General features: G+C 70.2%; 22 protein-coding genes and 1 tRNA gene. 15 read left to right on the forward strand and 8 right to left on the reverse strand.

The features are described from left to right. The first annotated feature begins 18 nt into the window (after positions 1 to 18). The 6 genes from N8N77_RS00300 to N8N77_RS00325 all read left to right on the forward strand — a co-directional run bounded on the left by N8N77_RS00300 (position 19) and on the right by N8N77_RS00325 (position 3,540). Positions 19 to 219, forward strand: coding sequence for a hypothetical protein (locus N8N77_RS00300; protein ID WP_261163798.1), 201 nt, complete (start codon positions 19 to 21; stop codon positions 217 to 219). 11 nt (positions 220 to 230) lie between these two features. Continuing rightward, the gene (gene nadD, locus N8N77_RS00305; protein ID WP_261163800.1) at positions 231 to 830 is read left to right on the forward strand and encodes a nicotinate-nucleotide adenylyltransferase; all 600 of its coding nucleotides are present in this window, start codon (positions 231 to 233) and stop codon (positions 828 to 830) included. Next, positions 827 to 2,023, forward strand: a complete 1,197-nt coding sequence (locus tag N8N77_RS00310; protein WP_261163801.1) for a hypothetical protein — start codon at positions 827 to 829, stop codon at positions 2,021 to 2,023. The genes nadD and N8N77_RS00310 overlap by 4 nt, the downstream gene beginning before the upstream one ends. Positions 2,024 to 2,046: 23 nt before the next feature. Further along, a complete protein-coding gene (gene rsfS, locus N8N77_RS00315; protein WP_396652792.1) occupies positions 2,047 to 2,409 on the forward strand; it encodes a ribosome silencing factor in 363 nt (120 codons plus the stop codon). 71 nt (positions 2,410 to 2,480) lie between these two features. Continuing rightward, positions 2,481 to 2,553, forward strand: a tRNA-Ala gene (locus N8N77_RS00320). A 144-nt stretch (positions 2,554 to 2,697) separates the two neighbouring features. Beyond that, positions 2,698 to 3,540 (forward strand): alpha/beta fold hydrolase, encoded by an 843-nt coding sequence (locus N8N77_RS00325; RefSeq protein ID WP_261163803.1) that lies wholly within the window; start codon positions 2,698 to 2,700, stop codon positions 3,538 to 3,540. A gap of 94 nt (positions 3,541 to 3,634) precedes the next feature. Here N8N77_RS00325 and N8N77_RS00330 read toward each other — a convergent pair whose 3' ends face one another. Next, positions 3,635 to 4,390: an SDR family NAD(P)-dependent oxidoreductase gene (locus N8N77_RS00330; RefSeq protein ID WP_261163804.1), complete on the reverse strand. Its 756-nt coding sequence runs from the start codon at positions 4,388 to 4,390 to the stop codon at positions 3,635 to 3,637. A 163-nt stretch (positions 4,391 to 4,553) separates the two neighbouring features. On the opposite strand from N8N77_RS00330, the gene N8N77_RS00335 reads away from it, so the two are divergent. Next, positions 4,554 to 5,342, forward strand: a complete 789-nt coding sequence (locus tag N8N77_RS00335) for a helix-turn-helix domain-containing protein (protein WP_261163805.1) — start codon at positions 4,554 to 4,556, stop codon at positions 5,340 to 5,342. A 97-nt stretch (positions 5,343 to 5,439) separates the two neighbouring features. Here the strand turns inward: N8N77_RS00335 and bsh are convergent, their stop codons facing one another. After that, the gene (bsh, locus tag N8N77_RS00340) at positions 5,440 to 6,414 is read right to left on the reverse strand and encodes a choloylglycine hydrolase (RefSeq protein ID WP_261165570.1); all 975 of its coding nucleotides are present in this window, start codon (positions 6,412 to 6,414) and stop codon (positions 5,440 to 5,442) included. 108 nt (positions 6,415 to 6,522) lie between these two features. On the opposite strand from bsh, the gene N8N77_RS00345 reads away from it, so the two are divergent. After that, positions 6,523 to 7,044, forward strand: coding sequence for a 2'-5' RNA ligase family protein (locus N8N77_RS00345; RefSeq protein ID WP_261163806.1), 522 nt, complete (start codon positions 6,523 to 6,525; stop codon positions 7,042 to 7,044). Between the two features lie 62 nt (positions 7,045 to 7,106). On the opposite strand, the gene N8N77_RS00350 is transcribed toward N8N77_RS00345, so the two are convergent. The 3 genes from N8N77_RS00350 to N8N77_RS00360 all read right to left on the reverse strand — a co-directional run bounded on the left by N8N77_RS00350 (position 7,107) and on the right by N8N77_RS00360 (position 11,298). Then, positions 7,107 to 9,476, reverse strand: a complete 2,370-nt coding sequence (locus tag N8N77_RS00350) for a glycoside hydrolase family 65 protein (RefSeq protein WP_261163807.1) — start codon at positions 9,474 to 9,476, stop codon at positions 7,107 to 7,109. 106 nt (positions 9,477 to 9,582) lie between these two features. Then, complete coding sequence (locus tag N8N77_RS00355) at positions 9,583 to 10,113, reverse strand: hypothetical protein (RefSeq protein WP_261163808.1); 531 nt, start codon at positions 10,111 to 10,113, stop codon at positions 9,583 to 9,585. A 69-nt stretch (positions 10,114 to 10,182) separates the two neighbouring features. Then, a complete protein-coding gene (locus N8N77_RS00360) occupies positions 10,183 to 11,298 on the reverse strand; it encodes a glutamate--cysteine ligase (RefSeq protein ID WP_261163809.1) in 1,116 nt (371 codons plus the stop codon). A gap of 151 nt (positions 11,299 to 11,449) precedes the next feature. Here N8N77_RS00360 and N8N77_RS00365 point away from each other — a divergent pair, with 151 nt between their 5' ends. Continuing rightward, positions 11,450 to 13,228: an N-acetylglutaminylglutamine amidotransferase gene (locus N8N77_RS00365; RefSeq protein ID WP_261163810.1), complete on the forward strand. Its 1,779-nt coding sequence runs from the start codon at positions 11,450 to 11,452 to the stop codon at positions 13,226 to 13,228. A 34-nt stretch (positions 13,229 to 13,262) separates the two neighbouring features. Here the strand turns inward: N8N77_RS00365 and N8N77_RS00370 are convergent, their stop codons facing one another. After that, entirely contained in the window at positions 13,263 to 14,435 is a 1,173-nt protein-coding gene (locus N8N77_RS00370) for a mechanosensitive ion channel family protein (protein ID WP_261163811.1), read from the reverse strand. A gap of 225 nt (positions 14,436 to 14,660) precedes the next feature. Here N8N77_RS00370 and N8N77_RS00375 point away from each other — a divergent pair, with 225 nt between their 5' ends. The 4 genes from N8N77_RS00375 (at position 14,661) to ctaD (ending at position 18,772) form a co-directional block, all read left to right on the forward strand. Next, on the forward strand, positions 14,661 to 15,197 hold the full coding sequence (locus tag N8N77_RS00375; protein WP_261163812.1) for a DUF2231 domain-containing protein: 537 nt from the start codon (positions 14,661 to 14,663) through the stop codon (positions 15,195 to 15,197). A gap of 4 nt (positions 15,198 to 15,201) precedes the next feature. Beyond that, positions 15,202 to 16,116 carry an SDR family NAD(P)-dependent oxidoreductase gene (locus tag N8N77_RS00380; protein ID WP_261163813.1) on the forward strand — a complete coding sequence of 305 codons (915 nt, stop codon included), beginning with the start codon at positions 15,202 to 15,204 and terminating at the stop codon, positions 16,114 to 16,116. Positions 16,117 to 16,282: 166 nt separating this feature from the next. Next, on the forward strand, positions 16,283 to 16,867 hold the full coding sequence (locus N8N77_RS00385) for a cation:proton antiporter (RefSeq protein ID WP_261163814.1): 585 nt from the start codon (positions 16,283 to 16,285) through the stop codon (positions 16,865 to 16,867). A gap of 141 nt (positions 16,868 to 17,008) precedes the next feature. Beyond that, on the forward strand, positions 17,009 to 18,772 hold the full coding sequence (gene ctaD / locus N8N77_RS00390) for a cytochrome c oxidase subunit I (RefSeq protein ID WP_261163815.1): 1,764 nt from the start codon (positions 17,009 to 17,011) through the stop codon (positions 18,770 to 18,772). 30 nt (positions 18,773 to 18,802) lie between these two features. Here ctaD and N8N77_RS00395 read toward each other — a convergent pair whose 3' ends face one another. Then, entirely contained in the window at positions 18,803 to 19,876 is a 1,074-nt protein-coding gene (locus tag N8N77_RS00395; protein ID WP_261163816.1) for an FUSC family protein, read from the reverse strand. A 196-nt stretch (positions 19,877 to 20,072) separates the two neighbouring features. Here N8N77_RS00395 and N8N77_RS00400 point away from each other — a divergent pair, with 196 nt between their 5' ends. Both N8N77_RS00400 and N8N77_RS00405 read left to right on the forward strand, forming a co-directional pair. After that, positions 20,073 to 20,735 carry an SDR family oxidoreductase gene (locus tag N8N77_RS00400; RefSeq protein ID WP_261163817.1) on the forward strand — a complete coding sequence of 221 codons (663 nt, stop codon included), beginning with the start codon at positions 20,073 to 20,075 and terminating at the stop codon, positions 20,733 to 20,735. A gap of 132 nt (positions 20,736 to 20,867) precedes the next feature. Then, the gene (locus N8N77_RS00405; protein ID WP_261163818.1) at positions 20,868 to 21,917 is read left to right on the forward strand and encodes an alcohol dehydrogenase catalytic domain-containing protein; all 1,050 of its coding nucleotides are present in this window, start codon (positions 20,868 to 20,870) and stop codon (positions 21,915 to 21,917) included. A gap of 47 nt (positions 21,918 to 21,964) precedes the next feature. Here N8N77_RS00405 and N8N77_RS00410 read toward each other — a convergent pair whose 3' ends face one another. Next, positions 21,965 to 23,413, reverse strand: coding sequence for a serine/threonine-protein kinase (locus N8N77_RS00410; RefSeq protein ID WP_261163819.1), 1,449 nt, complete (start codon positions 23,411 to 23,413; stop codon positions 21,965 to 21,967). Positions 23,414 to 23,551 lie beyond the last annotated feature (138 nt).

The raw sequence follows: 23,551 nt of genomic DNA on the forward strand, positions 1-23,551 counted from the left end.
CACCGAAACGGAGTCAGGATGAACTTCCCCGCCGCTCTTGCGGTCCTCGCCGAGACCGAAGAACACGGAAACGTCGCGCTGGAGACCCTTCCTTACGGCATCGTTGCCGCCGCCGTCTTCGCCGTTCTGGGTCTCGTGGCCTTCTCGTACCGCAACGTCGCCAATCGCCACGCGGACAAGGTCGAGCGAGCGACCTCGCACGAGGGACACGGCCACTAGGTCGGGGTGCGGTGACCGAGCAGAACCGCGCGCCGCGGATCGGGGTGATGGGCGGCACGTTCGACCCCATCCACCACGGTCACCTCGTCGCCGCGAGTGAGGTCGCGCAGTCGTTCGGGCTCGACGAGGTCGTGTTCGTGCCGACGGGACAGCCGTCGCACAAGGAGGCCGTCTCACCCGCGCAGGCACGGTACGAGATGACGGTGATCGCCACCGCCTCGAACCCCAGCTTCACGGTGAGCCGGGTGGACGTCGACCGCGAAGGCCCGACGTACACGGTCGACACGCTGCGCGACCTGAAGGCGGAACGGCCCGACGCCGAGCTCTACTTCATCACCGGGGCGGACGCCGTAGCGCAGATTCTCAGCTGGAGAGACCATGATGAACTGTGGGATCTCGCCCACTTCGTCGCCGTCTCGCGCCCGGGCCACGTGCTCGACATCGAGGGCCTGCCGACCGACGACGTGAGTCGTCTCGAGATTCCCGCCCTCGCCATCTCGTCGAGCGACTGCCGAGACCGCGTGCGACGCGGGTTCCCTGTCTGGTATCTCGTTCCCGATGGCGTCGTGCAGTACATCGCGAAGCATCACCTGTATCGGAGCAGCGAATGAGCACCCCGGAGCGTCCCCTCACCCGTCGCCAGCTGAAAGAGCTGCGCATGACGGGTCAGCTGCCCGTGGTCGTGCCTGGCGCGACGCCCGTGCAGCAGGGCCAGCCGGCCACCGCCGACGACAAGCCCGCCGCGGCAGCGCCGAAGCGCGACGAGGAGCGCAGGCCGACGCCCGCGCCGGAGCCCGAAGCGGTCGAGACCGCGACGCCGTACGAGCCCGCGCAGGATGCGCCCGCCCAAGGTGAGAGCACGTCGCAGGAGCAGAGCGGCGGGCGGCCACTCACACGGCGTCAGGCGCGCACCCTGCGGACCAACTCCGTACCGGTCACGGACGGCGAGGCGTCCGCCGCGGTCGAGACGGCGCCCGAACCGCCCGCCGTCGAACTGCCAGCCGGGTTCGCGGACGCCGTGCCGACGCAGGCCGCCCCGCCGAGCGAGGATCGTCTGACGGATCGCCTCGCCCCGGCGCCCGCGAAGCCCGCCGCTCCCGTGCAGCCCGCGCCGGTCCGGCCGGAGTCGGAGGCCGCCGAGCCCGCGCGGTCCGTCCCCGAGCCTGCGCAGCCCGCTCCCGCGGACGCGGGCGCGAAGGACGACGGCCCGAAGGTCGGCGCGGCGTTCGGCGCGGCCGTCTTCCAGCAGGCGGAGGAACGGCAGCGCCTCGAGCGTGAGGCCGCCGAGCGCGAAGCGCTGCACCGCCGCGAGACGAAGGCCACCGCGACCACCGGCGCGGAGGATGCCGCCGCGATCGACGCCGACGAGGTGTTCGCCGAGGCGTTCCAGCGCTCGCTCGACGCGGGTGGCTCGACAGCCACCGGCACCTCGCTGATCCTGCACGACATGCCGGGAACGGCATCGCTCAGCGCTCCCGTCACCGCGACGGGCGAGCTGCTGATCACGAGTTCCCACGTGCTGCCCACGGGCCTCGCATCGCGCGGCGCCGCCGCCGGCACGACGGACGGCAAGGACGTCGACGCGACGCTGCTCGACGGCGAGATCCCGCTGCACTCGTCGCCCACGCCGATCTCGGCGAGCGCCGCCGTGAGCACTTCGAAGGCGCCGGGAGACGTCATCCGCCCGCCCGCCCGCGAGAAGAACCACGGCCTGATGCTGACCCTCGGCATCACGGCGGGCGGCCTGGGCGCCGCCCTCGTCGGCGTCATCATCTACGCATTCGCGACAGGAGTTTTCGGTTGAGCCCCACCCCCACGTCCCTCCAGATGCTGCAGCTGGCCGCCGAGGCGGCCGATGCGAAGGGCGGGGACGACCTCGTCGCGCTCGACGTCTCCGAGCCGCTGCCGCTCGTCGATGTCTTCCTCCTCGTCACCGGCCGCAATGAGCGCAACGTCGCCGCGATCGCGGATGAGATCGAGGACAAGCTGCACGAGGGCGGCTTCAAGCGCATCCGTCGTGAGGGTCGCCAGGAGTCGCGCTGGATCCTGCTCGACTTCGGCGACCTCGTCGTGCACGTGTTCCACCAGGAGGAGCGTGCGTACTACGCGCTGGAGCGCCTGTGGAAGGACTGCCCGGTCGTTCCGATCACGCTGCCCGAGCGCCCCGTGCTCGGCACGCCCGGGGAGTGAGCCGATTTCTCGCCTCGCGGAGCATGTTGTAAGCTGAATGAGTTGTCCGGGGCTTCTACCGGATGACATCTGGGCCTGTGGCGCAGCTGGTAGCGCACCTGCATGGCATGCAGGGGGTCAGGGGTTCGAGTCCCCTCAGGTCCACAAAATCCCCGGTCAGCCGGGGATTTTCTGTTTTCGCCGCGTCCTTCGAGCGGTATCGATCCCCACTTTCCCTCCTTTGGCGGTGCAGCCGCCCGCGGCTGGCCGACAGGACGGCCCGGGTGCCGAAACTGGAAGGATCGAGAGATGGCATCGCTCTTGACTCAGGAGTTCTCCTGGCGCGGGCGGACTGTCCGCTGGGATCGTTCCGGCAACGGTCCCGCGCTCGTGTTCCTCCACGGCACACCCTGGTCGTCGCAGCTGTGGCGTCCCATCGCAGACGCGCTGGCGAAGACGTTCACCGTGTATCTGTGGGACATGCCCGGGTATGGGGCGTCATCCAAGGAGCCGTCTCATCGAGTCGACCTCGGCGTGCAGGGGGAACTGTTCGCGGCACTCCTTGAACATTGGGGGCTCGCGCGCCCCCACGTCATCGCCCACGATTTCGGTGGGGCCGTCGCGCTCCGAGCGCGTCTTCTCCATAACGCTGCGTACGCCTCGTTGTGCCTGACCGACGTGGTCGCGCTCGCTCCCTGGGGCTCACCCTTCTTCAATCTCGTCAAGGCAAACGCGAGCGTCTTCGAACAGCTCCCGCCTGCGATACACCGCGGCGCGGTGGAGGCATACATCAGTGGCGCCAGCCACCGGGGCCTCCAAGCCGCTGACCTCCGAATGCTCGTCGAGCCGTGGACCGGACCAGCTGGTCAGGCGGCGTTCTACCGTCAGATCGCGCAAGCAGACGAGTCCTTCACGACGGAGATTGAACCGCTCTTCGGCAGCATCACCGAGCCCGTGCACATCATCTGGGGAGCGGAGGACACGTGGATTCCTGCCGACCGGGCGCAACGCCTCAAAGCCGCGATGCCCCACGCCACGGTCACGTTGATCCCTGACGCCGGGCATCTCATTCAGATCGACGCTGCTGCTGCGCTGTCCGCCGAACTCACGCGATGGACGGGCGCTGCACAGGCAGCATCGGGTGCGGTGTAAGAGCAAGAGGCACCGCCGCCCCACCAGCCGATGTCCATCGCCTGAGCGACGGCGTCCGCGTCGGGAAGCCAGCGCGAGTTGGATGGACGCACGGTCACCAGGGGAGGGCGACGCCTTCCCAGCGGGTGTAGGTGCCGCCCGGGCCCTCCGGCCCGAGCCGAGCGACGCGCACCACCTCGCGGCAGGCGTCCTCGACCGACTCCGTGCCCTGGAAGTTGACGAGGGCGGTGTTGGCGAACCCCGGCGAGACGAGGTTCACCTTGATATCAGTTGCCGCCAGTTCGATCATCATGGACAGCGTCACGGCGTTGAGTGCGGTTTTCGACGCCGAGTAGACCGGTTCGAACGTGCTGCGCAACGGGAAGTCGGGGTCGGCCATGATGGTGAGCGAGCCCTGCGCACTGCTGACATTCACGATGCGCCCGCCCGACGACTTGCGCAGCAGCGGCAGCATCGCCTGATAGACCGCCATGACGCCGAAGACGTTGACATCCCACACGGCGCGCACCTCATCGATCGAGACCACACTGGGCTGCGCCAGCTCGCGCAGTTCCGCCAGATCCTGGACGCCGGTGCGGGTGCCGGAGATCGCGGCGTTGTTGACGAGCAGGTCGAGGCGGCCGGCCTCCTCCTCGATCCGACTGGCGGCGCGGGCGATCGACGCGGCGTCGGTCACGTCGAGCTGAAGCGCGGTGGCGCCATCGCCGATCTCGCGCGCCGCCTCCTCCCCGCGCGCGACGTCGCGGGACCCGACATACACCGTGAGCCCGTCGGAGACCAGCTCCTTGGCGACCTGCTTGCCCATGCCCTGGTTGGCTCCGGTGATGAGTGCGATGCGGTTCGTGGCCACGGGGCGTCTCCCTCTGGATGGTCTGCTGCTGTTCGGTGAGCGGTGCCTGCGTGGACGAGGCGTGCTCTACGGCGACATTGCGCCGCTGCCGCGGGGAGGGGAAGGCCCTCTTCAACCTGGTATTGGCAGGGCCAGTCGACGCCCGACGACACATACTTGTTCCATGCCGACGGAGACAAGGGCAGACTTCGCGACGTACTTGCGCAGCCGACGAGACAAGATGGCCGCTCCCGGTCCGGGGTCATCAGGAGCGACGACACGGCGACGCGTTCCTGGGATGCGTCGGCAGGAACTGGCGGAGGCCGCGGGCATATCCGTCGAGTACTACACCCGTCTTGAACAGGGGCGTGCTCCTCGGCCGTCACGCGAGGTCCTCACCGCGCTGGCCCGAGCCGTCGGCCTCACGGTCGCCGAGCGCAACCACTTCTTCCGACTGGCCGGCGAGCTACCGCCCGAGCCGCTGGCGCCCGACAGCGAACTGCGCCCAGGACTGCGCCGATTGCTGCATTCCCTCGACGACACCGTCCCCGTCACGGTTCACGACGGACGGCTGGATGTCGTCGCGCGCAACGCGGCCGCCACCGAGTTGCTCGGCCCCGTCCCGACCGATGGGCGCTTTCGGCGCAACATCGTCTGGCAAGGGTTCACGGCTCATGCACGAGCCGTACTCGGGCACAAGGGAGCACACGAGTACGGCCGGTGGGCAGCCGCCGAGCTGCGCGCGGCGATGGCGCGATACCCGGGGGATGAGTACCTCCGGTCGCTCTTGGCCGATCTCTCGACGAACAGCGCGGCCTTCCGCAGCTCTTGGGCGCGGGGCGAGGTGTCCGTCGCGCAGTCCGCCGAGAAGCACCTGTACCACCCGACGCGCGGATGGCAGGTCTTTCAGAGCGAGATGCTGCACGACGCCGAACGGGATCACTGGGTCGTGATCTACGCCCCGGCTGGATGACGCGTGGAGGGCGCCCGCTGCGCACCGGCCGCGAGGACCGAGCTGGCGAGTCGATGTGCCAACGTCATGAGCGCTCGGGCTCCCGCGAACAGGCAGGTCAGTTCTGCATGTGGATCTGCTGTCCCTTGATCAGGGGATAGTCGACGAGTGCACTGCCGTCGAGATCTTCGTTGTGCATGTCGACGCCCGTCACCTGACTGTTCTCGTAGGTCGTGTAGTAGTAGATCCCTTTGTCGGTGTTGCAGCACGAGGAGTAGATGGTGATCTCGAACTTGCCTGGCGAGACCTCGACGCATCCACGCTGTTGTGCGACGGAACCCAGGATCTGAAAGAACTGGCTGATGGACTCCGACTCGGACTCCCCCGAGACGGAGTTCAGTTTGGTGAAGGCGGCCTTGATGAAGCGCGACGAAGACGACAGGTCGCCGGGAAGACCGATTGCGCCCATTCCACGGCTGTAGACGTCGAACTCCAGCTCGTCGGAGAAGTGCCTCTCCGGCGGGTGCGTGGAAAGGTGCATGAAGTTGTTCAGGTTGAACGACTGAATATCGAACGTCGGGTTGTTGGTGAGGACGCCGATGGGGTTGTCGTACACCTGTAGGCCATCCCGGACGCTTTCCACGGTGAGGGACCGATGACGGTCGGAGATGATCCAGTGCAGCGGTGACAGCGGGAAGGTCTCGCTGAAGTCGATATCGACGAGGTTCAGCCCGGCCAGAGCCGTCTCCACCTCGTCCACGGACTCGAACTGCCCGAGGACCCACGGGATGAACTCGAACGGGGTGACGTTGGTCTTGTCCTGCGCTTCAGGCTTGTAGTCGGCGTTGCCCGGGAAGTTCAGCCCGGCCATGCTCAGACCCTTCTCGTTCGTCGCGTCGTAGTACAACGGATACCCGTCCGCGATGGTCGCCATTCCGATGATGGCGTGGTGGGTCGAAAGCGGCGCGGCTCTGCGGAACTCGAAGGGGAAGCTCCGAGGCGTCACGGTGACCGTCTCGTTGTAGGAAAACTCGAGATCAAGATTGCGCCCGAAATAGTGATCCCGGGTGGTGTAGTTCGCGCCTGTGCACATGCCACCGTCTCCCATGTCATCCGTCCCGCGTTACGGGACACCCTACGTAGGCGATGGCCGCCTCGCCACGGCTTCGACGAGTGTTACTGCCGCGCTATCGTCGGCAGCGTGACGCGCGCGCCGGTGATCAGCGTCGAGCTGCTGCTCGATGCCGAGACGGAGGCGGCCGTGCGCGCCGAGTGGGCCGCGCTGGCCGTGGCGGGGCTGGCAAGCCTCGCCGCGCACACGGCCCCCAGCAACCGGCCCCATATCACCCTCCTCGTCCGCACCGAGTTGGCGACGCTCGACGCGCCGGCGGTCACCTCGCGGCCGGCATTCGAGGTGCGCTTGGGCGCGCCGCTGCTGTTCGGCGCCGGCGCTCGCCGCGTGCTGGCGCGCAGCGTCGTACCGTCCGACGAGCTGCTTGCGCTGCACCGCGCCGTGCATGAGGCCGCGGGGCCCGGCGACGACGCCGCGCACACCGCCCCCGGGTCGTGGACGCCGCACGTGACCCTCGCCCGACGGCTTCGCACGAGCGACATCGAGCGCGCGCTCGGCGTGGTGGGCGGCGAGCTGCACGGCACGGCCCGAACGTTGCGACGTTGGGATGCGGCAACCCGCGAGGTCACCATCCTCGGGCACTTCGACTGACGGGATCGCGCGGCGCCGTGGCCGGATCCGGCGATGGATCGGAGGGGTGCCGGCGGGTGCGGTCAGTCGGCGAAAGCCGCGTCGAAGGCGCGCGGGCGGCGTCCGGGAGGCTGCGTCGGCCGGGGCCCCGGGGCGATCGCCGGCGGCGTCGGCGCGGTCGTCGGAACACCGGGCTGGAGCACGAGCTGCTCGTCGAAGTGCTGCACGGCGAACGCGGGCCCGGCGCTCAGCCGGTACTGCGTCGAATCCGGCCGGATGTCGAGGTGCAGGGTGCCTCCCGCGACGCGAATGCCGAAGGCGAGACGCGTCAGCTGGGGTGGCAGGCGCGGCGCGAAGCGCAGCCCCTCGGAGCCGTGGCGCATGCCCCCGAACCCGGCCGTGATGGCCGTCCAGAGGCTGGCCAGCGATGCGATGTGAAGACCATCCGCCGTATCGCCCTGGAGATCGTCCAGGTCGAGGGTGGCGGCCTCGGCGAGGTAGTCAGCGGCGAGCTCGAGATGCCCCGTCTCCGCGGCGACGACGGCCTGGATCCCCGCGGAGAGCGAGGAGTCGCGCACGGTCAGCGGCTCGTAGTAGGCGAAGGCGCGCGCCTTCTCCTCGGCGGTGAAGGCCTCGTGTGCCACATACAGGGCCAGCACGAGGTCGGCCTGTTTCACGACCTGCTTGCGGTAGAGGTCGAAGTACGGGAAGTGCTCCTGGAGCGGGTACTGCTCCGGCGTGGTGGCCTCGAAGCTCCAGCGCTCTCGCTCGGTGAATCCCGCCGACTGCGGGTGCACGCCGCGCTCCTCATCGAACGGGATCGCGATGGCGGCCGCGGTCACCGTCCAGCTGCCGATCTCCTCGTCGGTCACGTTCAGCGCCTCGGCGACGTCCCGGTGGCGACGCGCCGCGGCGGCGGCGCCCTCGAGGTTCGCCCTCGCCAGCAGGTTCGTGTAGACGTTGTCGTTGACCATGGCGGAGTACTCATCCGGCCCGGTGACCCCGTCGATGTGGAATCGCCCGGCGTCGTCCCACCTGCCCAGCGACACCCACATCCGCGCCGTCTCGACGAGGATCTCCACCCCGGCCTCGCGTTCGAAGACCTCGTCCCCGGTCACTCGGAGGTATCGCATCACGGCGGCGGCGATGTCCGCGTTGAGATGGAACGCGATCATGCTGGCCGGCCAGTAACCGGAGCTCTCTCGGCCACTGATGGTGCGCCACGGGAAAACCGCGCCGCGCAGCCCGAGCTGCGTCGCGCGTTCGCGGGCGTGATCGAGCGTCGCGTGGCGCCAGCGCAGCGCCTGCTCCGCGCTCTCCGGCGCGGTGTCGGTAAGCAGGGGCAGCACGAACATCTCGGAGTCCCAGAAGGTGTGACCCTGGTAGCCCGTCCCGGTGAGGCCCTTCCCGGGGACCGAACGCAGCTCTGCGCGGGCGGCGGCCTGAAACACGTGGAAGAGGGCGAAGCGCACGGCCTGCTGCAGACGCGGCTCTCCCTCCACGACCACGTCGTTGCACGCCCAGTACTCGTCCAGCCGCTCGCGCTGACCCGCGGCGAGCCCCTCCCACCCGGCCTCGGACGCCTCGACGACCGCAGCCTCCGCGCGGTCGCGGAGCGCCGCGGTGGACGGCGACGCGGACCACTCGTGGCCCACGAACTTGACGATCTCGATCCGCTCGCCGGGATCAAGCTGCGCGCGCACGGTCGTGCGCGCGAGATGCGGTGAGGTTTCGGTGGTCACCGTGGGGGCGTGCGAGCCCGTGCTGTGGATCGCGTGGTCCATGGCCACGGCGACCCCCAGACCGCTCCCGCGGGTGACGTGCACGAGCGTCGCGGCCGTCCCGAGCAGGAAGTGCCCGAGGCTCTCGAGCGGATCGGTGAGCGCCTCCTTCACGCGCGGGTCGTGATGCACCTCGGTCAGCGGTTCGTTCGCGACGAGTTCCGACTGGACGGTCACGGTCACGGGACCGTCGACGGCGCGCACCTCGTATCGCACCGCAGCGACAGCGCGGTGCGTCAACGAGACGAGGCGCGTGGACGTCATCTCGATCGTCCGCCCGGTGGGGGAGGTCCACGTGACCTCCCGGTGCAGCGTGCCGGCGCGGAAATCCAGGTGCTGCTCGTGGCGGGTCAGGCGTCCACGCCGCACGTCGAATGGTTCATCATCCACGAGCAGTCGCAGGATCTTTCCGTCAGGGATGTTCACCACGCTTTCCCCGGAATCGGGGTAGCCGTACCCGCCCTCGGCATACGGCATCGGGTGCCGCTCGAAGAACCCGTTGAGATAGCTGCCGGGGGAGCTGTGCGGTTCACCCTCGTCCAGGTTGCCCCGCCAGCCCAGGTGGCCATTGCCGAGCGCGAACACCGACTCGCGGTGCGCGAGCGCCGACAGGCTCAGGCCGCTGAGGCCGATGCTCCATGGCGCGACGTCAAAGGGAAGCGGCCTCGTCATGCGTCATCTCCTCCGCCCGTCACATCCCGGACCCTACAACGGCAGCGTGCGCGCGCCCTAGTCGCGTCCCGCCCGCTGACATCGAGGTCACGGGTGTGGTAGCAGGTCAGCGGCGCAGGGCCGTGGGCCGAGGGAGCCCGAGGTCCTCGAGCAGGTCGCCGAGGGCGCGGTCGAGCTCGGCACCGGCCTGCGCCACCTTGTTGATGCCGTACGAGGCCAGGGGTGCGCTCGGCACCTCGACACCCAGCACGGTGCCCGGCTCCCGACCGGTGTGAGCCTCGACGCGGATGGGGGAGTAGAGCGTGGTGCCGGCGTCGTGGCGGAACATGCGCGCCGCGACGCCGTGATGGACGATCAGCCACACCGCGCTGCGGGCATCGCTGCCGGCGGATTGCATGATTCGGTCGGGGCGTGAGCTCCACACGCTCACGAAGCCGCTGGGAGACTCCCACTGGACGCCCCGCACGAACGCGGCCCAATCGCCGTCCTCCGCCACGCGCGCTGCGGCCTCCGCCTCCGGCAGCGCGGGCACCGCGCTCTCGAAGGCGGACACGAACGCGTCGAAGTGCGCGTTCGTCTCGATCCGGATGCGACGCGCCGTGTACTCCGAGGTGGTCTCGTGCGCGGCGTAGCTCATGTCCCCATTCAACCGCGCTCCCCGCGCCGACGCCCGGGCACGCGAGAGGGCGCCGCCCGAGCAGGGGCTCTAGGCGGGGGTAGGGACGGGCCTGTCCTGCTGGTGCGTCAGCTCGACCGTCCGCCGCACGACCGCCGAGAGCTCGCCCGTCTCCCGCAGGAAGCGGCGCTGCAGGTCGGCTCCGGTGCCGTCCCGGAAGACCCGTTCGACGAACGCCTCGACGGCGCCCAGATCCCCGGATCGTGTCAGAGACGCCCGCACATGATCCACGAGAGCGTCGACGACGGCCCGCGCGGGCTCCGAGCGGCCCGAGACCGGATGCACCAGCTGCTCCCGCACGCCGCACAGGGCGGCCTTCCATGTGGCCAGCCGCAGCAGCGCCGTGGGCGCCGCGGTGGGCGGTGTGCCGGCCCGCCACTCCGCCGCGGCCGTGTCGACCAGCCCACGGGTCAGGGCCGCGATCCCCGCGGCGTCCTCGGCGCGCAGACACGTGTCGGAGACCCGGACTTCGACGGTCGGGTGGTTGTGCGAGAGGCGCGCGTCGAAGTACAGCATGCCGCTGTCGAGGATCACCCCGGACGCCAGCAGCTGCTCTTCGAACGCGTCGTACGCCTCGACCGACCCGAAGACGTCGATGGGCCCGGCGCACGGCCATTCGCGCCAGGCGATGGCGCGGTGGCTCGCGTGCCCGGTGTCCTCACCATCCGCGAACGGCGAGTTCGCGCCCAGCGCGATCAGGACCGGCAGCCAGTCACGGATGCGGTCCAGGACGGCCACGCCCTCCTCACGTGAGGAGATCGACACGTGCGTGTGCATTCCGAACGCGAGGCACTCGCGCGCGAGCACGCCGTAGCGGCGCATCATCTTCGCGTACCGCGGCTTCCGCGTCGCGTGCGGGTGAGCCGTCAGCGGGGACGTCGCCACGGCGGCGGTTCGCGCGCCAACCAACGCCGCCCGTGCGTCGGCATATCGGCGGCCGGCGCGGATCTGCTCGGTGAGAGAGTCCAGCGAGGAGTGCGGCGAGGTGATGACCTCGATCATCTCCTGCTGCATCTCGGCTTCCATGCCGATGCCGCCGCCGTCACCGGCTTCGTGAAGGGCGAGCACCTGCGCCGCGAGGGGGAGAGGTGACCCGGTCTCCCCGTCGACCAGCAGCAGCTCCTCCTCCACCCCGAAAGTTCGCATGGTTCAGTATCGGCACACGCCGGCCGATTCCGCACCGGGTTGCGTTCCGCGCCTGGCGCATATAGCGCCGCGAGCGGCGGGGAGCTTGTCAAGGGGGCGCCGCGCACCGAGCGGACGACGAGAGTGGGCGGATGGAGGAGGGCTGAGGACCATGTGCGGCATAGCGGGCGAGATCCGGTTCGACGGCGACCGCGCGGACGTCTCAGCGGTTCGGGCGATGACCGCGTGCATGGCCGATCGCGGCCCCGATGGGGAGGGGATGTGGAGCGACGGCTGGGCGGCACTCGGCCATCGCCGGCTTCGCATCATCGACCTCAGCGACGCCGCGGCGCAGCCGATGACGGACGACGACTCGGGCCTGGTGTTGGTCTTTAACGGCTGCATCTACAACCACGAGCAGTTGCGCGCCGAGCTGTCGAACGCGCACCGGTTCCACTCGCACAGCGACACCGAAGTGGTGCTCGCGGCGTACAAGCGGTGGGGGACGGAGTGCGTTGCGCACTTCGTGGGCATGTTCGCCTTCGTGATCGTCGATCCCGTGCGGCGACGGGTGGTGCTCGCACGAGACCGGCTCGGCATCAAGCCGCTCTACCTGTCGAAGACGCGCACTCGCCTCCGCTTCGCCTCCACACTGCCGGCGCTGCTCGCCGGCGGAGACGTCGATACCGGCATCGACCCGGTGGCGCTGCACCACTTCCTCAGCTGGCACTCCATCGTCCCGGCGCCGCGCACCATCCTGTCCGGCGTACGGAAGCTGCCGCCCGCCACGGTGCGCGTCATCGACGCGTCGGGCACCTCGACGGACCGCACCTACTGGCGACCGGACTACGCCCGCAGCGACGAGCGCTCGGGGTGGTCGCAGGAGGACTGGCTGCAGGCGGTGCACGAATCGTTGTCCACGGCGGTGCGGCGCCGCCTCGTCTCCGATGTCCCGGTGGGCGTGCTGCTCTCGGGGGGACTCGACTCGAGCCTGATCGTCGCCCTGCTCGCGGAGGCGGGCCGGGAGCGGATCCCGACGTTCAGCATCGGCTTCGAAAGCGGAGAGGGGGGTGAGGGGGACGAGTTCGTGTACTCGGACGCCGTCGCCGACCGCTTCGGTACCGACCACCACCGCCTCCGGGTGGCCGACGCCGACATGGCCGATGTGGTGCCGCGAACCGTCGACGCGATGACCGAACCGATGGGGACCCAGGACGTGCCGGCCTTCTATCTGCTGTCCCGGGTCGTCGCCGAGCACGTGAAGGTCGTCCAGACGGGCCAGGGCGCCGATGAGGTCTTCGCCGGGTACGCCTACCACCGCAACGCGGCGGCGGCGGCGGAGGAGGTCGTGGACGGCTTCAGCTCGGCGTTCGCCGATCGCGCTCATGCCGAGATGGTCGCCGTGCTCGAGCCCGACTGGCTCTGCGACCGCGACGTGAGCCGAGAGCTGCTCGCGCAACGGCTCACCGAGCCCGGCGCCGATACGCCCGTCGATGCCGTGCTGCGCCTCGACACGCACCTGCTGATGCCGGACGACCCGGTGAAGAGGGTGGACAGCATGAGCATGGCCTTCGGGTTGGAGGCGCGCGTGCCCTTCCTGGACCAGGACTTCGTCGCGCTCGCCGCGTCGTGCCCGCCGGAGCTCAAGGTGCGGGGCGGGGGCAAGGGCCTGCTGAAACAGTTGGGGCGCCGGCTCCTGCCCACACAGGTCGTCGATCGCCCGAAGGGGTACTTCCCCGTGCCGGTGCTGCGGCATCTGGAGGGTGCGGTGCTGGGCCTCGTGACCGAGACCCTGACATCACCCGAGAGTCGTCGCCGCGGGCTGTTCCGCCGGGACTACGTCGACACGCTGCTGCGCGAGCCGAACGCCCGCTTCACCCCCGTGAACGGGAACGTGCTGTGGCAGCTCGCGGTGCTCGAGCTGTGGCTGCAGCGCCACGGCATCACCTGAGCCGCGGCGGGGATCGCCACCACCGGCACGGGGCTCAGGTGCGACGTGCGCCGGGGTCGCGGTCCACGATCGGAACCGACTGCGTGAACAGGCTGGCGCGCTCCTCGGCCGCATCGCTGCCGCTGAACAGCGCGCTCGCCGCGCCCCCGTCCGCGGTGGGCTCCACCGCGGCGGGGGGCGCCGTGGTCGTCATCATCACCCGCTGCACCGGCAGGCCGTTGGGGTCGTTCTCCTGCACCCAGGTGACCATCGCCTCGCGGACGATGCAGCGCAGGTCGAACAGCGTCGGGGCGTCGCGCGCCGTGACGAGGATCCGCACCCGCACGAGGCCCCCCGTTGCCTCGGTCACCTGCAACACGGAGGCCCGCCCGTCCCACAGGGGCGTGTCGGCCAAAACCCTTTCCAGGTGCGCCCTCATACCGGGCAGCGAGACGCGCCAGTCGACATCGAGCTCGACCGAGCCCAGCAGCTCCGACCCGCGCCGCGTCCAGTTCTGGAAGGGCGTCGTCGTGAAGTAGGTGCACGGCAGCACCAAGCGGCGGTCGTCCCACAGGTCCAGGACGACGTAGCTCAGGGTGATCTCGCCGACCTTGCCCCACTCGCCTTCCACGACCACCACGTCATCGACGCGCAGCGCATCGCTGAAGACCAGTTGGATGCCGGCGAACATGTTCGCGAGCACCGACTGCGCCGCCAGGCCGGCGATCACCGAGAGGATTCCCGCCGAGGCGAGCAGGCTCGTGCCGACGACGCGCACGGCCGGGAACGTCAGCAGGACGGCGCCGATGGCGATCACGATGATGACGGCGACCGCGAGCCGTCGGAGGATGAGCGTCTGCGTGCGGATGCGGCGGGCCACCCGATTGTCGGGCACGTCGATGCGGTAGCGACCCAACAGCACATCGGTGCCGAACATCACGAGCGCGCCGAGCCACCACGCCGCCGCGATGATCGTGAGAATGCTCATCACCTGGTTCACAAGTCCCCGACCGGAGGGCTCAGGGAAGGCGAGGGTGAAGGCCATCCAGACGGCGACGATCATGAGCAGAATGCGGAACGGCATGCGGGCGCGTGTGATGAGCAGCCGCGGCCACTCCCGGCGTCGCGAGAAGAACCGGATTGCGAGCGCGATGAGCGCCGTGACGGCCACCGCCCCGACGATCCACACGGCGAGGACGATGGCGAAGTACAGCCAGGGATCGAGCATGAACCTCCTCAGCGGTCGGGCAGGTCCACACGGTAGCGCCGCGGCTCACCCGTCCCGCAAGCGCTTGTCACGCCCCCTCGAGCGCGGTAAGGCGGGCCGGGGATCGTCACGCGCACGGGCCTCGGGTGCGCGCTAGTGCGTCGAGGCGCCGCGCGCAAGGCCACGCGTCGCGCCGTTCGCCCTCGCTACCCTCGTGCCACCGGTCCAGACGAAGGGATCCTTCCGATGAACGACACGTCCACCACTCGCCACGACTCGGCCCTCCACCGGGCCAAGCACCCGCGCACCCCGCTCGCGGGGCCCTATGGCCACCCGTTCCATGCCATGCTCATCACGATCCCGATCGGCGCATGGACGGCCAGCATCGTCTTCGACATCCTCGCGCTCGTCACCGACGACGAGTCGTTCGCCGTGGGCGCGACGTGGCTCATCGGCATCGGCCTGGTCGGGGCGGTCCTGGCGGCCGTGTTCGGTCTGCTCGACCTGTCGAACCTCGCCGCCGGGACGAAGGCCCGTCGCACCGGCCTCGCGCACCTCGCGCTGAACACCGCGGCGATGGTGTTGTTCCTGGTCAGCCTGCTGATCCGGCTCGGCGAGCCCGAGGAGCCCAGCGTATGGGGCTTCGTCGTCAGCGTCATCGCGTTCCTGATCGTCGGTGCGTCCGGGTTCCTGGGCGGCGAGCTGGCGTACCGCTTCGGGGTGCGCGTGGCCGACGAGGGCACCCAGGCGCGGGCGTACGAGGGGGCGGGGCGCAGGGGCTGAGCTCATGCGAAGGCACAGCATCGGCCGCGACAGCGTGGTCGTCGTCATGGGGGCATCGAGCGGTATCGGCCGCGCCGCGGCGCACGCGTTCGCGCGCCGCGGCGCCCGGCTCGTCCTCGCGGCGCGCAGCTCGTCGAGCCTGGACGACGTGGCGGGGGAGTGCCGGGCCCGCGGAGCGGCCCGGGTGACGACCGCACCGCTCGACATCACGGACGCGGACGCGGTGGCTGACATGATCGCAGCGACCGAAAGGGCGTACGGCGGCATCGATGTCTGGGTATCGGCGTCCTCCGTGTACGGATTCTCGCGCTTCGAGGAATCGCCCGCACACATGGTGCGCCGCATCCTCGACGTCAACCTGATCGGCACGATGGAGGCGGCCCGGCTCGCGATTCCCGTCCTTCGCCGCCGTCGCGGCGTGATGATCCTCGTCGGCTCGGTCTTCTCCGAGCTCGCCGCGCCGTATGTCGTCCCGTACGTCACGAGCAAGCACGGCATCGCCGGGTTCGCCAAGGGGCTGCGGCTCGAGCTGCGGGGCCAGGTCGACGTCTGCACCGTGATGCCGGCGACGATCGACACGCCGATCCACCAGCACGCCGCCAATCACACGGGCCGGAAGATCCGGCCGCTTCCTCCGGTCGTCGCACCGGAGCGCGTGGCCAGGGCGATCGTCCGGCTCTCGCGGCGTCCACGCCGCAACAGGGTCGTCGGGCGCGCTCAGGGGGTGATGGTGCCGATCCGGCGGGTGTTGCCGGGCGTCGTCGACGCCTTCACGGCGCGGTACATGGAACTCGTCGGCATCCGCCGGTCCCCGCAGCCGCCGCATGACGGCACGCTTCACGTGCCGGACCCGCCGTCGAACACCGTCGAGGGCGGCTGGCGGGTGTGGCGTCGGCTGTGGCGCGGGCGCCGGAGCTGACTCATGCGCCGATGACGGCCCCTCGAGAGGACGAAGCGAATGTGGCCGGACCCGGTTGCGCTGCTGTACGTCGCGGCGAGCGTCGCGACGCTGTTCGCGGCGTTCCTGCCGCGCCTGCTCGGCAGAGTGCCGGTGTCCATGCCGATGGTGTTCGTCGGGGGCCGGCATGGCTGCTTTTGCGCTCTTTCCCGACCTGCCCGACCCTGCGTACGGCGCTGCGGAGCTCGCTGAGGGATACGGGTTCGTCGCCGTTTTCATCTGTGCCTGTACGATCCGCGCCGGGGAGCACGCCCACGGTCTGCATTCCGTGTTGCACACGTTCGTGGAACAGGTCGAGCGTCTGCTCACCGTCGCGGTCCTCCTCCTGCTCGGCGGCGCCGTGGCGCGCGGACTCTTCGACGCGCTCACGCCGCTGGACATCGTCTTCGCGGCGGGGTTGCTGCTCATCCTCCGGCCCCTCGCCGGATGGGTGGCGTTGACGCCGGGCAAGACGGGGCCGCGGGAGCGCGGGGCGATCGCCTTCTTCGGGGTGCGCGGAGTGGGTTCGCTCTTCTACATCGCCTACGCCCTCGAGAACGGCGACTTCGCGCAGGCCGACCGTCTCTGGGCGATCGCTTCCCTGGTGGTGATCGGGTCGGTGCTGGTTCACGGCATCGCGGCGACACCCGCGATGACCCTGCTCGACAGAGCGCGGCGGCGCCGCGCCCTTCGGCGCGGGGACCCTTCCGCCGAGGTGGACACTCCCGTCTGATGAATCGCGTCTGGTGCGTATACCGCCGGTCGTGACGGCGCGCAAGCCCGTGGGCACGGAGTGCGCCCGCGCATAGTGTCGGGTTGCCCTGACGCGCCCCGTTGCCGGAGCGTCATGTCGGTTCGAGCAGGGAGTGCCTGAATGAGCACGACGGAGTCCCGCACGCAGTCGTCCCCGACGCCGCCGCCCACGCTACCGCCCCGACAAGCCGCCCTGCTCGCGGCGTCGCGGGTGGAGCAGAAGGGCAACATCGTCGTCCGCTGGGTGACTTCCACCGACCACAAGACGATCGGGTACATGTACCTGATCGCGTCGCTGCTCTTCTTCCTGCTCGGGGGAGTGCTCGCCCTCGTGATCCGCGCCGAGCTGTTCGCGCCGGGCATGCAGATCATGCCGACCAAGGAGCAGTACAACCAGCTGTTCACCATGCACGGCACGATCATGCTGCTGATGTTCGCCACGCCCCTGTTCGCGGGGTTCGCCAACGTCATCATGCCCCTGCAGATCGGCGCCCCGGATGTGGCGTTCCCGCGGCTGAACGCCTTCTCCTTCTGGTTGTTCTTCTTCGGTTCGTGCATCGCCGTCTCGGGATTCCTCACGCCCCAGGGTGCCGCGTCGTTCGGGTGGACGGCGTATCACCCGCTCTCCAACGAGACCTTCACACCCGGCGTCGGGGGCGACCTGTGGATGCTGGGCCTGGGCATCTCGGGCTTCGGCACGATCTTCGGTGCGGTGAACTTCATCACGACGATCATCACGATGCGCGCCCCCGGCATGACGATGTGGCGCATGCCGATCTTCACGTGGAACACGCTCATCACCGGAATCCTTGTGCTGATCGCCTTCCCCGTCCTCGCCGCGGCACTGTTCGGGGCTGCGGCCGACCGCATCCTCGGCTCTCACATCTACGACCCGGCCAACGGGGGCGTGCTGCTGTGGCAGCACCTGTTCTGGTTCTTCGGCCACCCCGAGGTCTACGTGATCGCGTTGCCCTTCTTCGGCATCGTCTCGGAGATCTTCCCCGTGTTCAGCCGCAAGCCGATCTTCGGCTACAAATCGCTCGTGTACGCCACGATCGCCATCGCGGCATACTCGGTATCGGTCTGGGCCCACCACATGTTCACGACCGGCGCGGTGCTGCTGCCCTTCTTCTCCCTCATGACGATGCTCATCGCGGTGCCCACGGGCGTGAAGATCTTCAACTGGATCGGCACGATGTGGCGCGGCTCGGTGACGTTCGAGACCCCGATGGTGTTCGCGCTCGGCTTCCTCATCTCGTTCGTCTTCGGCGGCCTGACGGGGATCATCCTGGCCTCGCCGCCGCTGGACTTCCACGTGCACGACTCGTACTTCGTCGTGGCGCACTTCCACTACGTGGTCTTCGGCACCGTGGTGTTCGCGATGTTCGCCGGCTTCTACTTCTGGTGGCCCAAGTTCACCGGGCGGATGCTCAACGAGCGCCTCGGGTACGTGCACTTCTGGATGCTGTTCATCGGCTTCCACATGACCTTCCTCATCCACCACTGGCTCGGCGTCGACGGCATGCCGCGTCGCTACGCCGACTACGCGGAACAGGATCAGTTCACGTGGATGAACCAGCTGTCGACGGTCGGCGCGCTTCTGCTGGGCGCGTCGATGATCCCGTTCTTCCTCAACGTGTGGATCACGGCCCGTAAGGCGCCGAAGATCACGGTGGACGACCCGTGGGGCTATGGGGCCTCGCTCGAATGGGCGACGAGCTGCCCGCCGCCGCGCCACAACTTCACGTCGATCCCGCGCATCCGCAGCGAGCGCCCGGCGTTCGACCTGCATCACCCCGAGGCGCCCGTGCCGACCGGCGTCGGTCCCGCGAAGGACGCGCCCGACGCCCCGACGGTGGACACCGGCGACGGCGCGACCAAGTAGGAGAGCGCGTCGGTGCCAGCGGCGCCGAGATCAGACGAAGACGCGCGAGGCGTTGACGATCCGCTGCAGGTAGAGCGCCGCGGCCAGGAGATAGTCGGCCGAGGAAGGGTGCGGCGCGTTGTGGGCGTCCACCGCCTCGCGGTAGCGCCTCACCGCCTCCTGCGCGGCGTCGAGGAGCTCCGCGCCCGAGGAGTCGTCCGGCGCCGCATCGACGAGATCGGCCGCGCGGGTGATGGCTTCGGTCAGGCGCGCGCGCACGTCATCGCTGCTCGGCAGATCCGCAGCATCGGGACCCACGAGCGTCTCGGCGAGCTCCCGGGTGGCCGCCGTCGTGCGCTCGAGCGCACGCAGGCGCCGAAGGTTCTGCTCCTGTTCGTGCGCGCGACCCCTCGCGCGCGGGTTGGCTCTGCGGCTCTCGTCGGCCTCGCGTACCTCTTCGGCGACCGCGGCGGCGGTCTCGTTCAAGCCGCGCAGCCCGACCTCGACCTCGTCGGGGGAGGAGGAGCCCGACTCCACCGCCTCGGCGATCTTCCGCAGCTGCGCGGACGCCGTCGAGCGGAGCACGGAGAGGCGGTCACTTGCGCGGCGCACGTACAGGGGAGGAAACAGCAGCAGGTTCACCGCGATGCCGACGACGACGCCGAACGCCATCGTGACGATGTACGACACCGAGAACTCCTCCAGGCTCCGCCCGCCGAGCAGCAGCGTGAAGAGCCCGGCCATCGCGATCCACTCGCGCCCGGCACCCAGTGCCCGGATGCCCCCGAGCGCCACTCCGAGCCCCACGACGAGCGCGACCGCGACGACCCCCGCGATGCCCGCCCAGACGATGACAAGGCCGCAGATGCCGACCGCGATGCCCAGCGCCAGCCCCACGAGTGTGAGAAGCCCCGCGCGGGCGGACCGTGCCAGCGTGGGATACATGCTGACGAGTGCGCCGAGAGGGGCGTAATAGGAGTACTCGTTCGCCGCGAATGGGATGAGCGGGGCGAGGTACCAGGCGAGGGAGGCGGCGACGGCCGCTTTGGCGGCGAGCAGCAGGCGCGGCTGATCGACGATGTCGCGGCCGAGGGCGGCCGCCGCCCGTCGCATGCCTCCCGCCATGGTCGCCTCCGTCTCGGTCGAGGAGCTCGCTCTCCCCACGCTATCGACCGGGCCGGGTGGCCGCGAGCTGCTGCACACGCCCCTCCTCGGGTGCAAGCCCTCCCGTCGGCGAATGCCGCCGTCCTAACGTGGGCGGCGTGGACGGCCGCTCGTCAATGCGGTGGCCGAGGCAACCGGAACGACAAGGAGAACGGTCATGACGACCCTCGCGATCGTCGGGGCGGGTCCGGGACTCGGGCTCGCCGTGGCACGCCGGTTCGGCAGGGAGGGATTCGCGGTCGCGCTCATCGCGCGCAACGCACGCAAGCTGGACGCGCTCGCGCAGGAGCTGGGGGTCGACGGGATCACCGCCGCGGGATTCGCCGCCGACGTGCGTGACCGCGCGTCCCTGCAGGCGGCGCTCGATGCGGCGGCGGGCCGACTGGGCGAGATCGAGATCGTCCAGTACAGCCCGTTGCCGGCCCGGGAGTACATGAAGCCCGTGCTCGACACGACCGCCGATGACCTCGTCGGCCCGCTGCAGCTGTCGGTGCTCGGCCCCGTCACCGTCGTCCAGCGGGTGCTGCCCGGGATGCGGCGCATGGGGCGGGGCACCCTGCTCTTCCCGAACGGCGCGTCGGCGGCCCGCCCGCGGGACGCGGCGACGGGCACGTCGGTGGCGTTCGCGGCGGAGAGCGCCTATGCGCAGTTGCTGCACGACGCGCTCGCGCCCGAGAACATCCATGTGGCGCAACTCATCATCCCGCTGGGCATCGGCGGTGGAGAGCCCGATCATGAGCCGGAGGCGCTGGCGGATCGGCTGTGGTCGCTTCACGCCGAACGCGGTCGCTTCCGCACGTTCGTGCGGCCGCTGGACTGAGTGCATCGGGGCTCCGGCACCTGCCGATGGGGGCGCCCGCCGGTCGATTGGGGGCTGACCGTCGCGGCCCCGCTGTGCCACGATGGCCATGTCGACGCACCCGCCGGCACCGGGCGATCAGAGGAGATCACGATGCGCGCAGCACTGTTCCACGCCAAGGAAGACGTCCGCGTCGAGGAGGTCGAGGAGCCGACCCCCGGCCCCGGCCAGGTGAAGCTCCGCAACGGGTACGCGGGGATCTGCGGGTCGGACCTGCACATCTACTACGCTCCCGACGCCGCCGGCGTCGACATGAACCACCCGCACCCGCTCACGGGCGCCATGCCGCCGCAGATCCTCGGCCACGAGTTCTCGGGAACGATCGTCGAGGTGGGGGACGGTGTCGAGGGGTTCGCGCCCGGCGACAACGTGGCCGTCTGGCCCATCTACAACTGCGGCGAGTGCGCAGCGTGCCGCCGCGGCATGCCGAACGCGTGCCGCATGATCACCTTCCACGGCATCCAGTCACACGGCGGGGGCATGGCGGAGTACACGGTGGTCGACGCGTCCAAGCTGCACCGCCTGCCCGAGAACGTCGACCTCACGATGGGCGCCCTCGTCGAGCCGATGGCCGTCGCGTGGCACGCGGTCAGCAAGAGCAATCTCCGGCCGGGCGGCACCGCGCTCGTCGCCGGAGCGGGACCGATCGGGATCGGTGTCTGGTTCGCGCTGCGGGCTCAGGGCATCAACGACGTCCTCGTCTCCGAGCCCAGCGCCGAGCGGCGCGCGATCATCGAGAACCTCGGTGCGCGCACCGTGGATCCGGTGAGCGGCGACCTCGCCGCCGCCGTCGCCGACCTGACGGGTGGTGACGGCGTGGACGCCGCGTTCGACGCGGCGGGCGCCGGTCCGGCCGTGCTCTCCGGGCTGGCGAGCCTGGTGCAGGGCGGGCGGCTCGTGATCGTGGCGCTCCACGAGCGGCCCGTCGAGTTCCTGCCCACCGCGCTGGTGATGGGCGAGACCGAGATCAAGGGTGTGTTGGCGTACACGCAGCAGGACTTCGACGACGTCATCGCGGCCATGGCGGAGGGCAAGTACGACACCACGGGCTGGGTGCAGAAGGTCGGAATCGACGAGGTCGTGGACGCGATCACGTCGCTGCGCGCGGGGAACGGAGCGAAGGTGCTGGTGCGCGCGGAGTAGGCCAGGCCCAGCGCGGCGGGCCCGGCGGGACGAGGGGCGGTTCGCCGCTACTCGCCGCCCGCCTCCTCCGCGTCGTCGTCGTTGCCCGTCTCCTCGGCCCGCTTCTCCGCGTCTTTGCGCGCCTGCTCCGCCGCCTTCTGCTGCGCTTCCTGCGCCTTCTCCTCGGCCTTCTGCTGCGCATCCGCGGCCCGCTCGGCGGCCTTCTGCTGAGCCTGCCCGGCCTTGTCCTGAGCGGTCTGCCCGGCAGCGCCGCCGTTCCCGCTCGCCGGTGGCACGGCCGTGACGGGGTCGCTCGCCTGCTCCTCGCCGCCGTTGTCCGTCTGGTTCGTTCCCGTCGAGGGCGCCGGGTCGGAGCCCTCGCCGTCCTGCGCGGTCCCGGGCGGCACCACGCGGGAATCCTCCGGCACCACCGAGGGCTCCGTGACCGCGGGTGCCTGTGTGGGAGCGAGCCCCTCGATGGTGAAGGCGGCGCCGACCGCGGCCGCCGCCGCGGCGAGGGCGAGGACGGCGGCGGTGCGGCGCGCGCGGCGGCGCGGGGGGCGCTTCGCCGGCGGCGGCGCGGAGATCGGCGTCGTGTGCGGAAGCGGAAGGGTGGCTGGCACGTGCTCGATCGGGTCGGCTGCCAGCTGCCGCGTCGGAAGCGTCCGTGCCGTCTCGGGGCCCGGCGCCGCGATGGCGCGCGCCTCGAGAGCCACCTCGGTCGCCGACGGTCGCGCGGCAGGATCGTCGGCCGTCATCCGGCGCAGAAGTCGCGCCCACCCGGCCGGCAGGGTGTCGGGAATCTCCACGGTGAGCGCGTGCCGGGCGGCCAACGACTCGTGGGGAGCCAGCGACGGGAAGGCACGCGAGCCGGTGAGGGCCTCCAGAAGCACGAGACCCAGCGCGTAGATGTCGGCGGCGGGGGTGGGGGCGGCGCCGCGCAGCTGTTCGGGTGCGAGGTACGAGAGGGTGCCGATGACGACGCCGGGCGACGTCAGACGTTCCTGTCCCAAGAGGTACGCGATCCCGAAATCCGCGAGCTTGGCCCGATACGCCCGCCCCGGCCGTCCCGACGGCGCCAGCAGGACGTTCGACGGCTTGACGTCGCGGTGCACGACGCCCGCGGCGTGCACCGCGTGAAGCGCCTCCGCCAGCTCCGCACCGAGGTCGGCCACGTCCTCGGGGGGCAGGGGCCCGCGTCGAATACGCTCGCTCAGCGTGGGTCCCTCCACGTACTCCATGACGAGGTACTCCGGGCCCTCCGCGGCGAAACGCGCGTCGTACAGCGTGACGAGTCCGGGATGGTTCAGCGACGCCAGGGCGGCCGACTCGCTGCGCGCGGAGCGGACGCCTCCGGCCTCCAGACCGGTGCGCATCATCTTCACCGCCACGGTGCGTCCGAGAGCGATGTCGTGCGCGCGGTAGACGGTGGCCATGCCGCCCGCGCCGACGCACTCGCTGAGCTGGTAGCGCCCCTCGAGCAGGGGCGCAGTGCTCTCCGGTGCCGGTGAAGTCATCACGCCCTCCCTGGACGACCGGGACGATCCCGCTCGCTCAAGGCTACGGAGGGTCCTCGAAGCGGCGCGGGGGTCTTGACGAACCCGCGGGCGTCTGCAAGCCGCCGCCGGATCGGGGTTGTCGTCGCAGCGGGCGCT

This window comes from Microbacterium sp. Marseille-Q6965 (assembly GCF_946151065.1).
Classification (GTDB): domain Bacteria; phylum Actinomycetota; class Actinomycetes; order Actinomycetales; family Microbacteriaceae; genus Microbacterium.

Coding starts and splice junctions, on each gene's coding strand:
- N8N77_RS00385 (WP_261163814.1), top strand. CDS start 16,283: ATGGCTGCTTTTGCGCTCTTTCCCGACCTGCCCGACCCTGCGTACGGC.
- N8N77_RS00410 (WP_261163819.1), bottom strand. CDS start 23,413: ATGACTTCACCGGCACCGGAGAGCACTGCGCCCCTGCTCGAGGGGCGC.
- N8N77_RS00400 (WP_261163817.1), top strand. CDS start 20,073: ATGACGACCCTCGCGATCGTCGGGGCGGGTCCGGGACTCGGGCTCGCC.
- N8N77_RS00365 (WP_261163810.1), top strand. CDS start 11,450: ATGTGCGGCATAGCGGGCGAGATCCGGTTCGACGGCGACCGCGCGGAC.
- N8N77_RS00405 (WP_261163818.1), top strand. CDS start 20,868: ATGCGCGCAGCACTGTTCCACGCCAAGGAAGACGTCCGCGTCGAGGAG.
- N8N77_RS00350 (WP_261163807.1), bottom strand. CDS start 9,476: ATGACGAGGCCGCTTCCCTTTGACGTCGCGCCATGGAGCATCGGCCTC.
- N8N77_RS00335 (WP_261163805.1), top strand. CDS start 4,554: ATGCCGACGGAGACAAGGGCAGACTTCGCGACGTACTTGCGCAGCCGA.
- N8N77_RS00325 (WP_261163803.1), top strand. CDS start 2,698: ATGGCATCGCTCTTGACTCAGGAGTTCTCCTGGCGCGGGCGGACTGTC.
- ctaD (WP_261163815.1), top strand. CDS start 17,009: ATGAGCACGACGGAGTCCCGCACGCAGTCGTCCCCGACGCCGCCGCCC.
- N8N77_RS00395 (WP_261163816.1), bottom strand. CDS start 19,876: ATGGCGGGAGGCATGCGACGGGCGGCGGCCGCCCTCGGCCGCGACATC.
- bsh (WP_261165570.1), bottom strand. CDS start 6,414: ATGTGCACAGGCGCGAACTACACCACCCGGGATCACTATTTCGGGCGC.
- N8N77_RS00380 (WP_261163813.1), top strand. CDS start 15,202: ATGCGAAGGCACAGCATCGGCCGCGACAGCGTGGTCGTCGTCATGGGG.
- N8N77_RS00375 (WP_261163812.1), top strand. CDS start 14,661: ATGAACGACACGTCCACCACTCGCCACGACTCGGCCCTCCACCGGGCC.
- N8N77_RS00300 (WP_261163798.1), top strand. CDS start 19: ATGAACTTCCCCGCCGCTCTTGCGGTCCTCGCCGAGACCGAAGAACAC.
- rsfS (WP_396652792.1), top strand. CDS start 2,047: ATGCTGCAGCTGGCCGCCGAGGCGGCCGATGCGAAGGGCGGGGACGAC.
- N8N77_RS00370 (WP_261163811.1), bottom strand. CDS start 14,435: ATGCTCGATCCCTGGCTGTACTTCGCCATCGTCCTCGCCGTGTGGATC.
- N8N77_RS00360 (WP_261163809.1), bottom strand. CDS start 11,298: ATGCGAACTTTCGGGGTGGAGGAGGAGCTGCTGCTGGTCGACGGGGAG.
- N8N77_RS00310 (WP_261163801.1), top strand. CDS start 827: ATGAGCACCCCGGAGCGTCCCCTCACCCGTCGCCAGCTGAAAGAGCTG.
- N8N77_RS00355 (WP_261163808.1), bottom strand. CDS start 10,113: ATGAGCTACGCCGCGCACGAGACCACCTCGGAGTACACGGCGCGTCGC.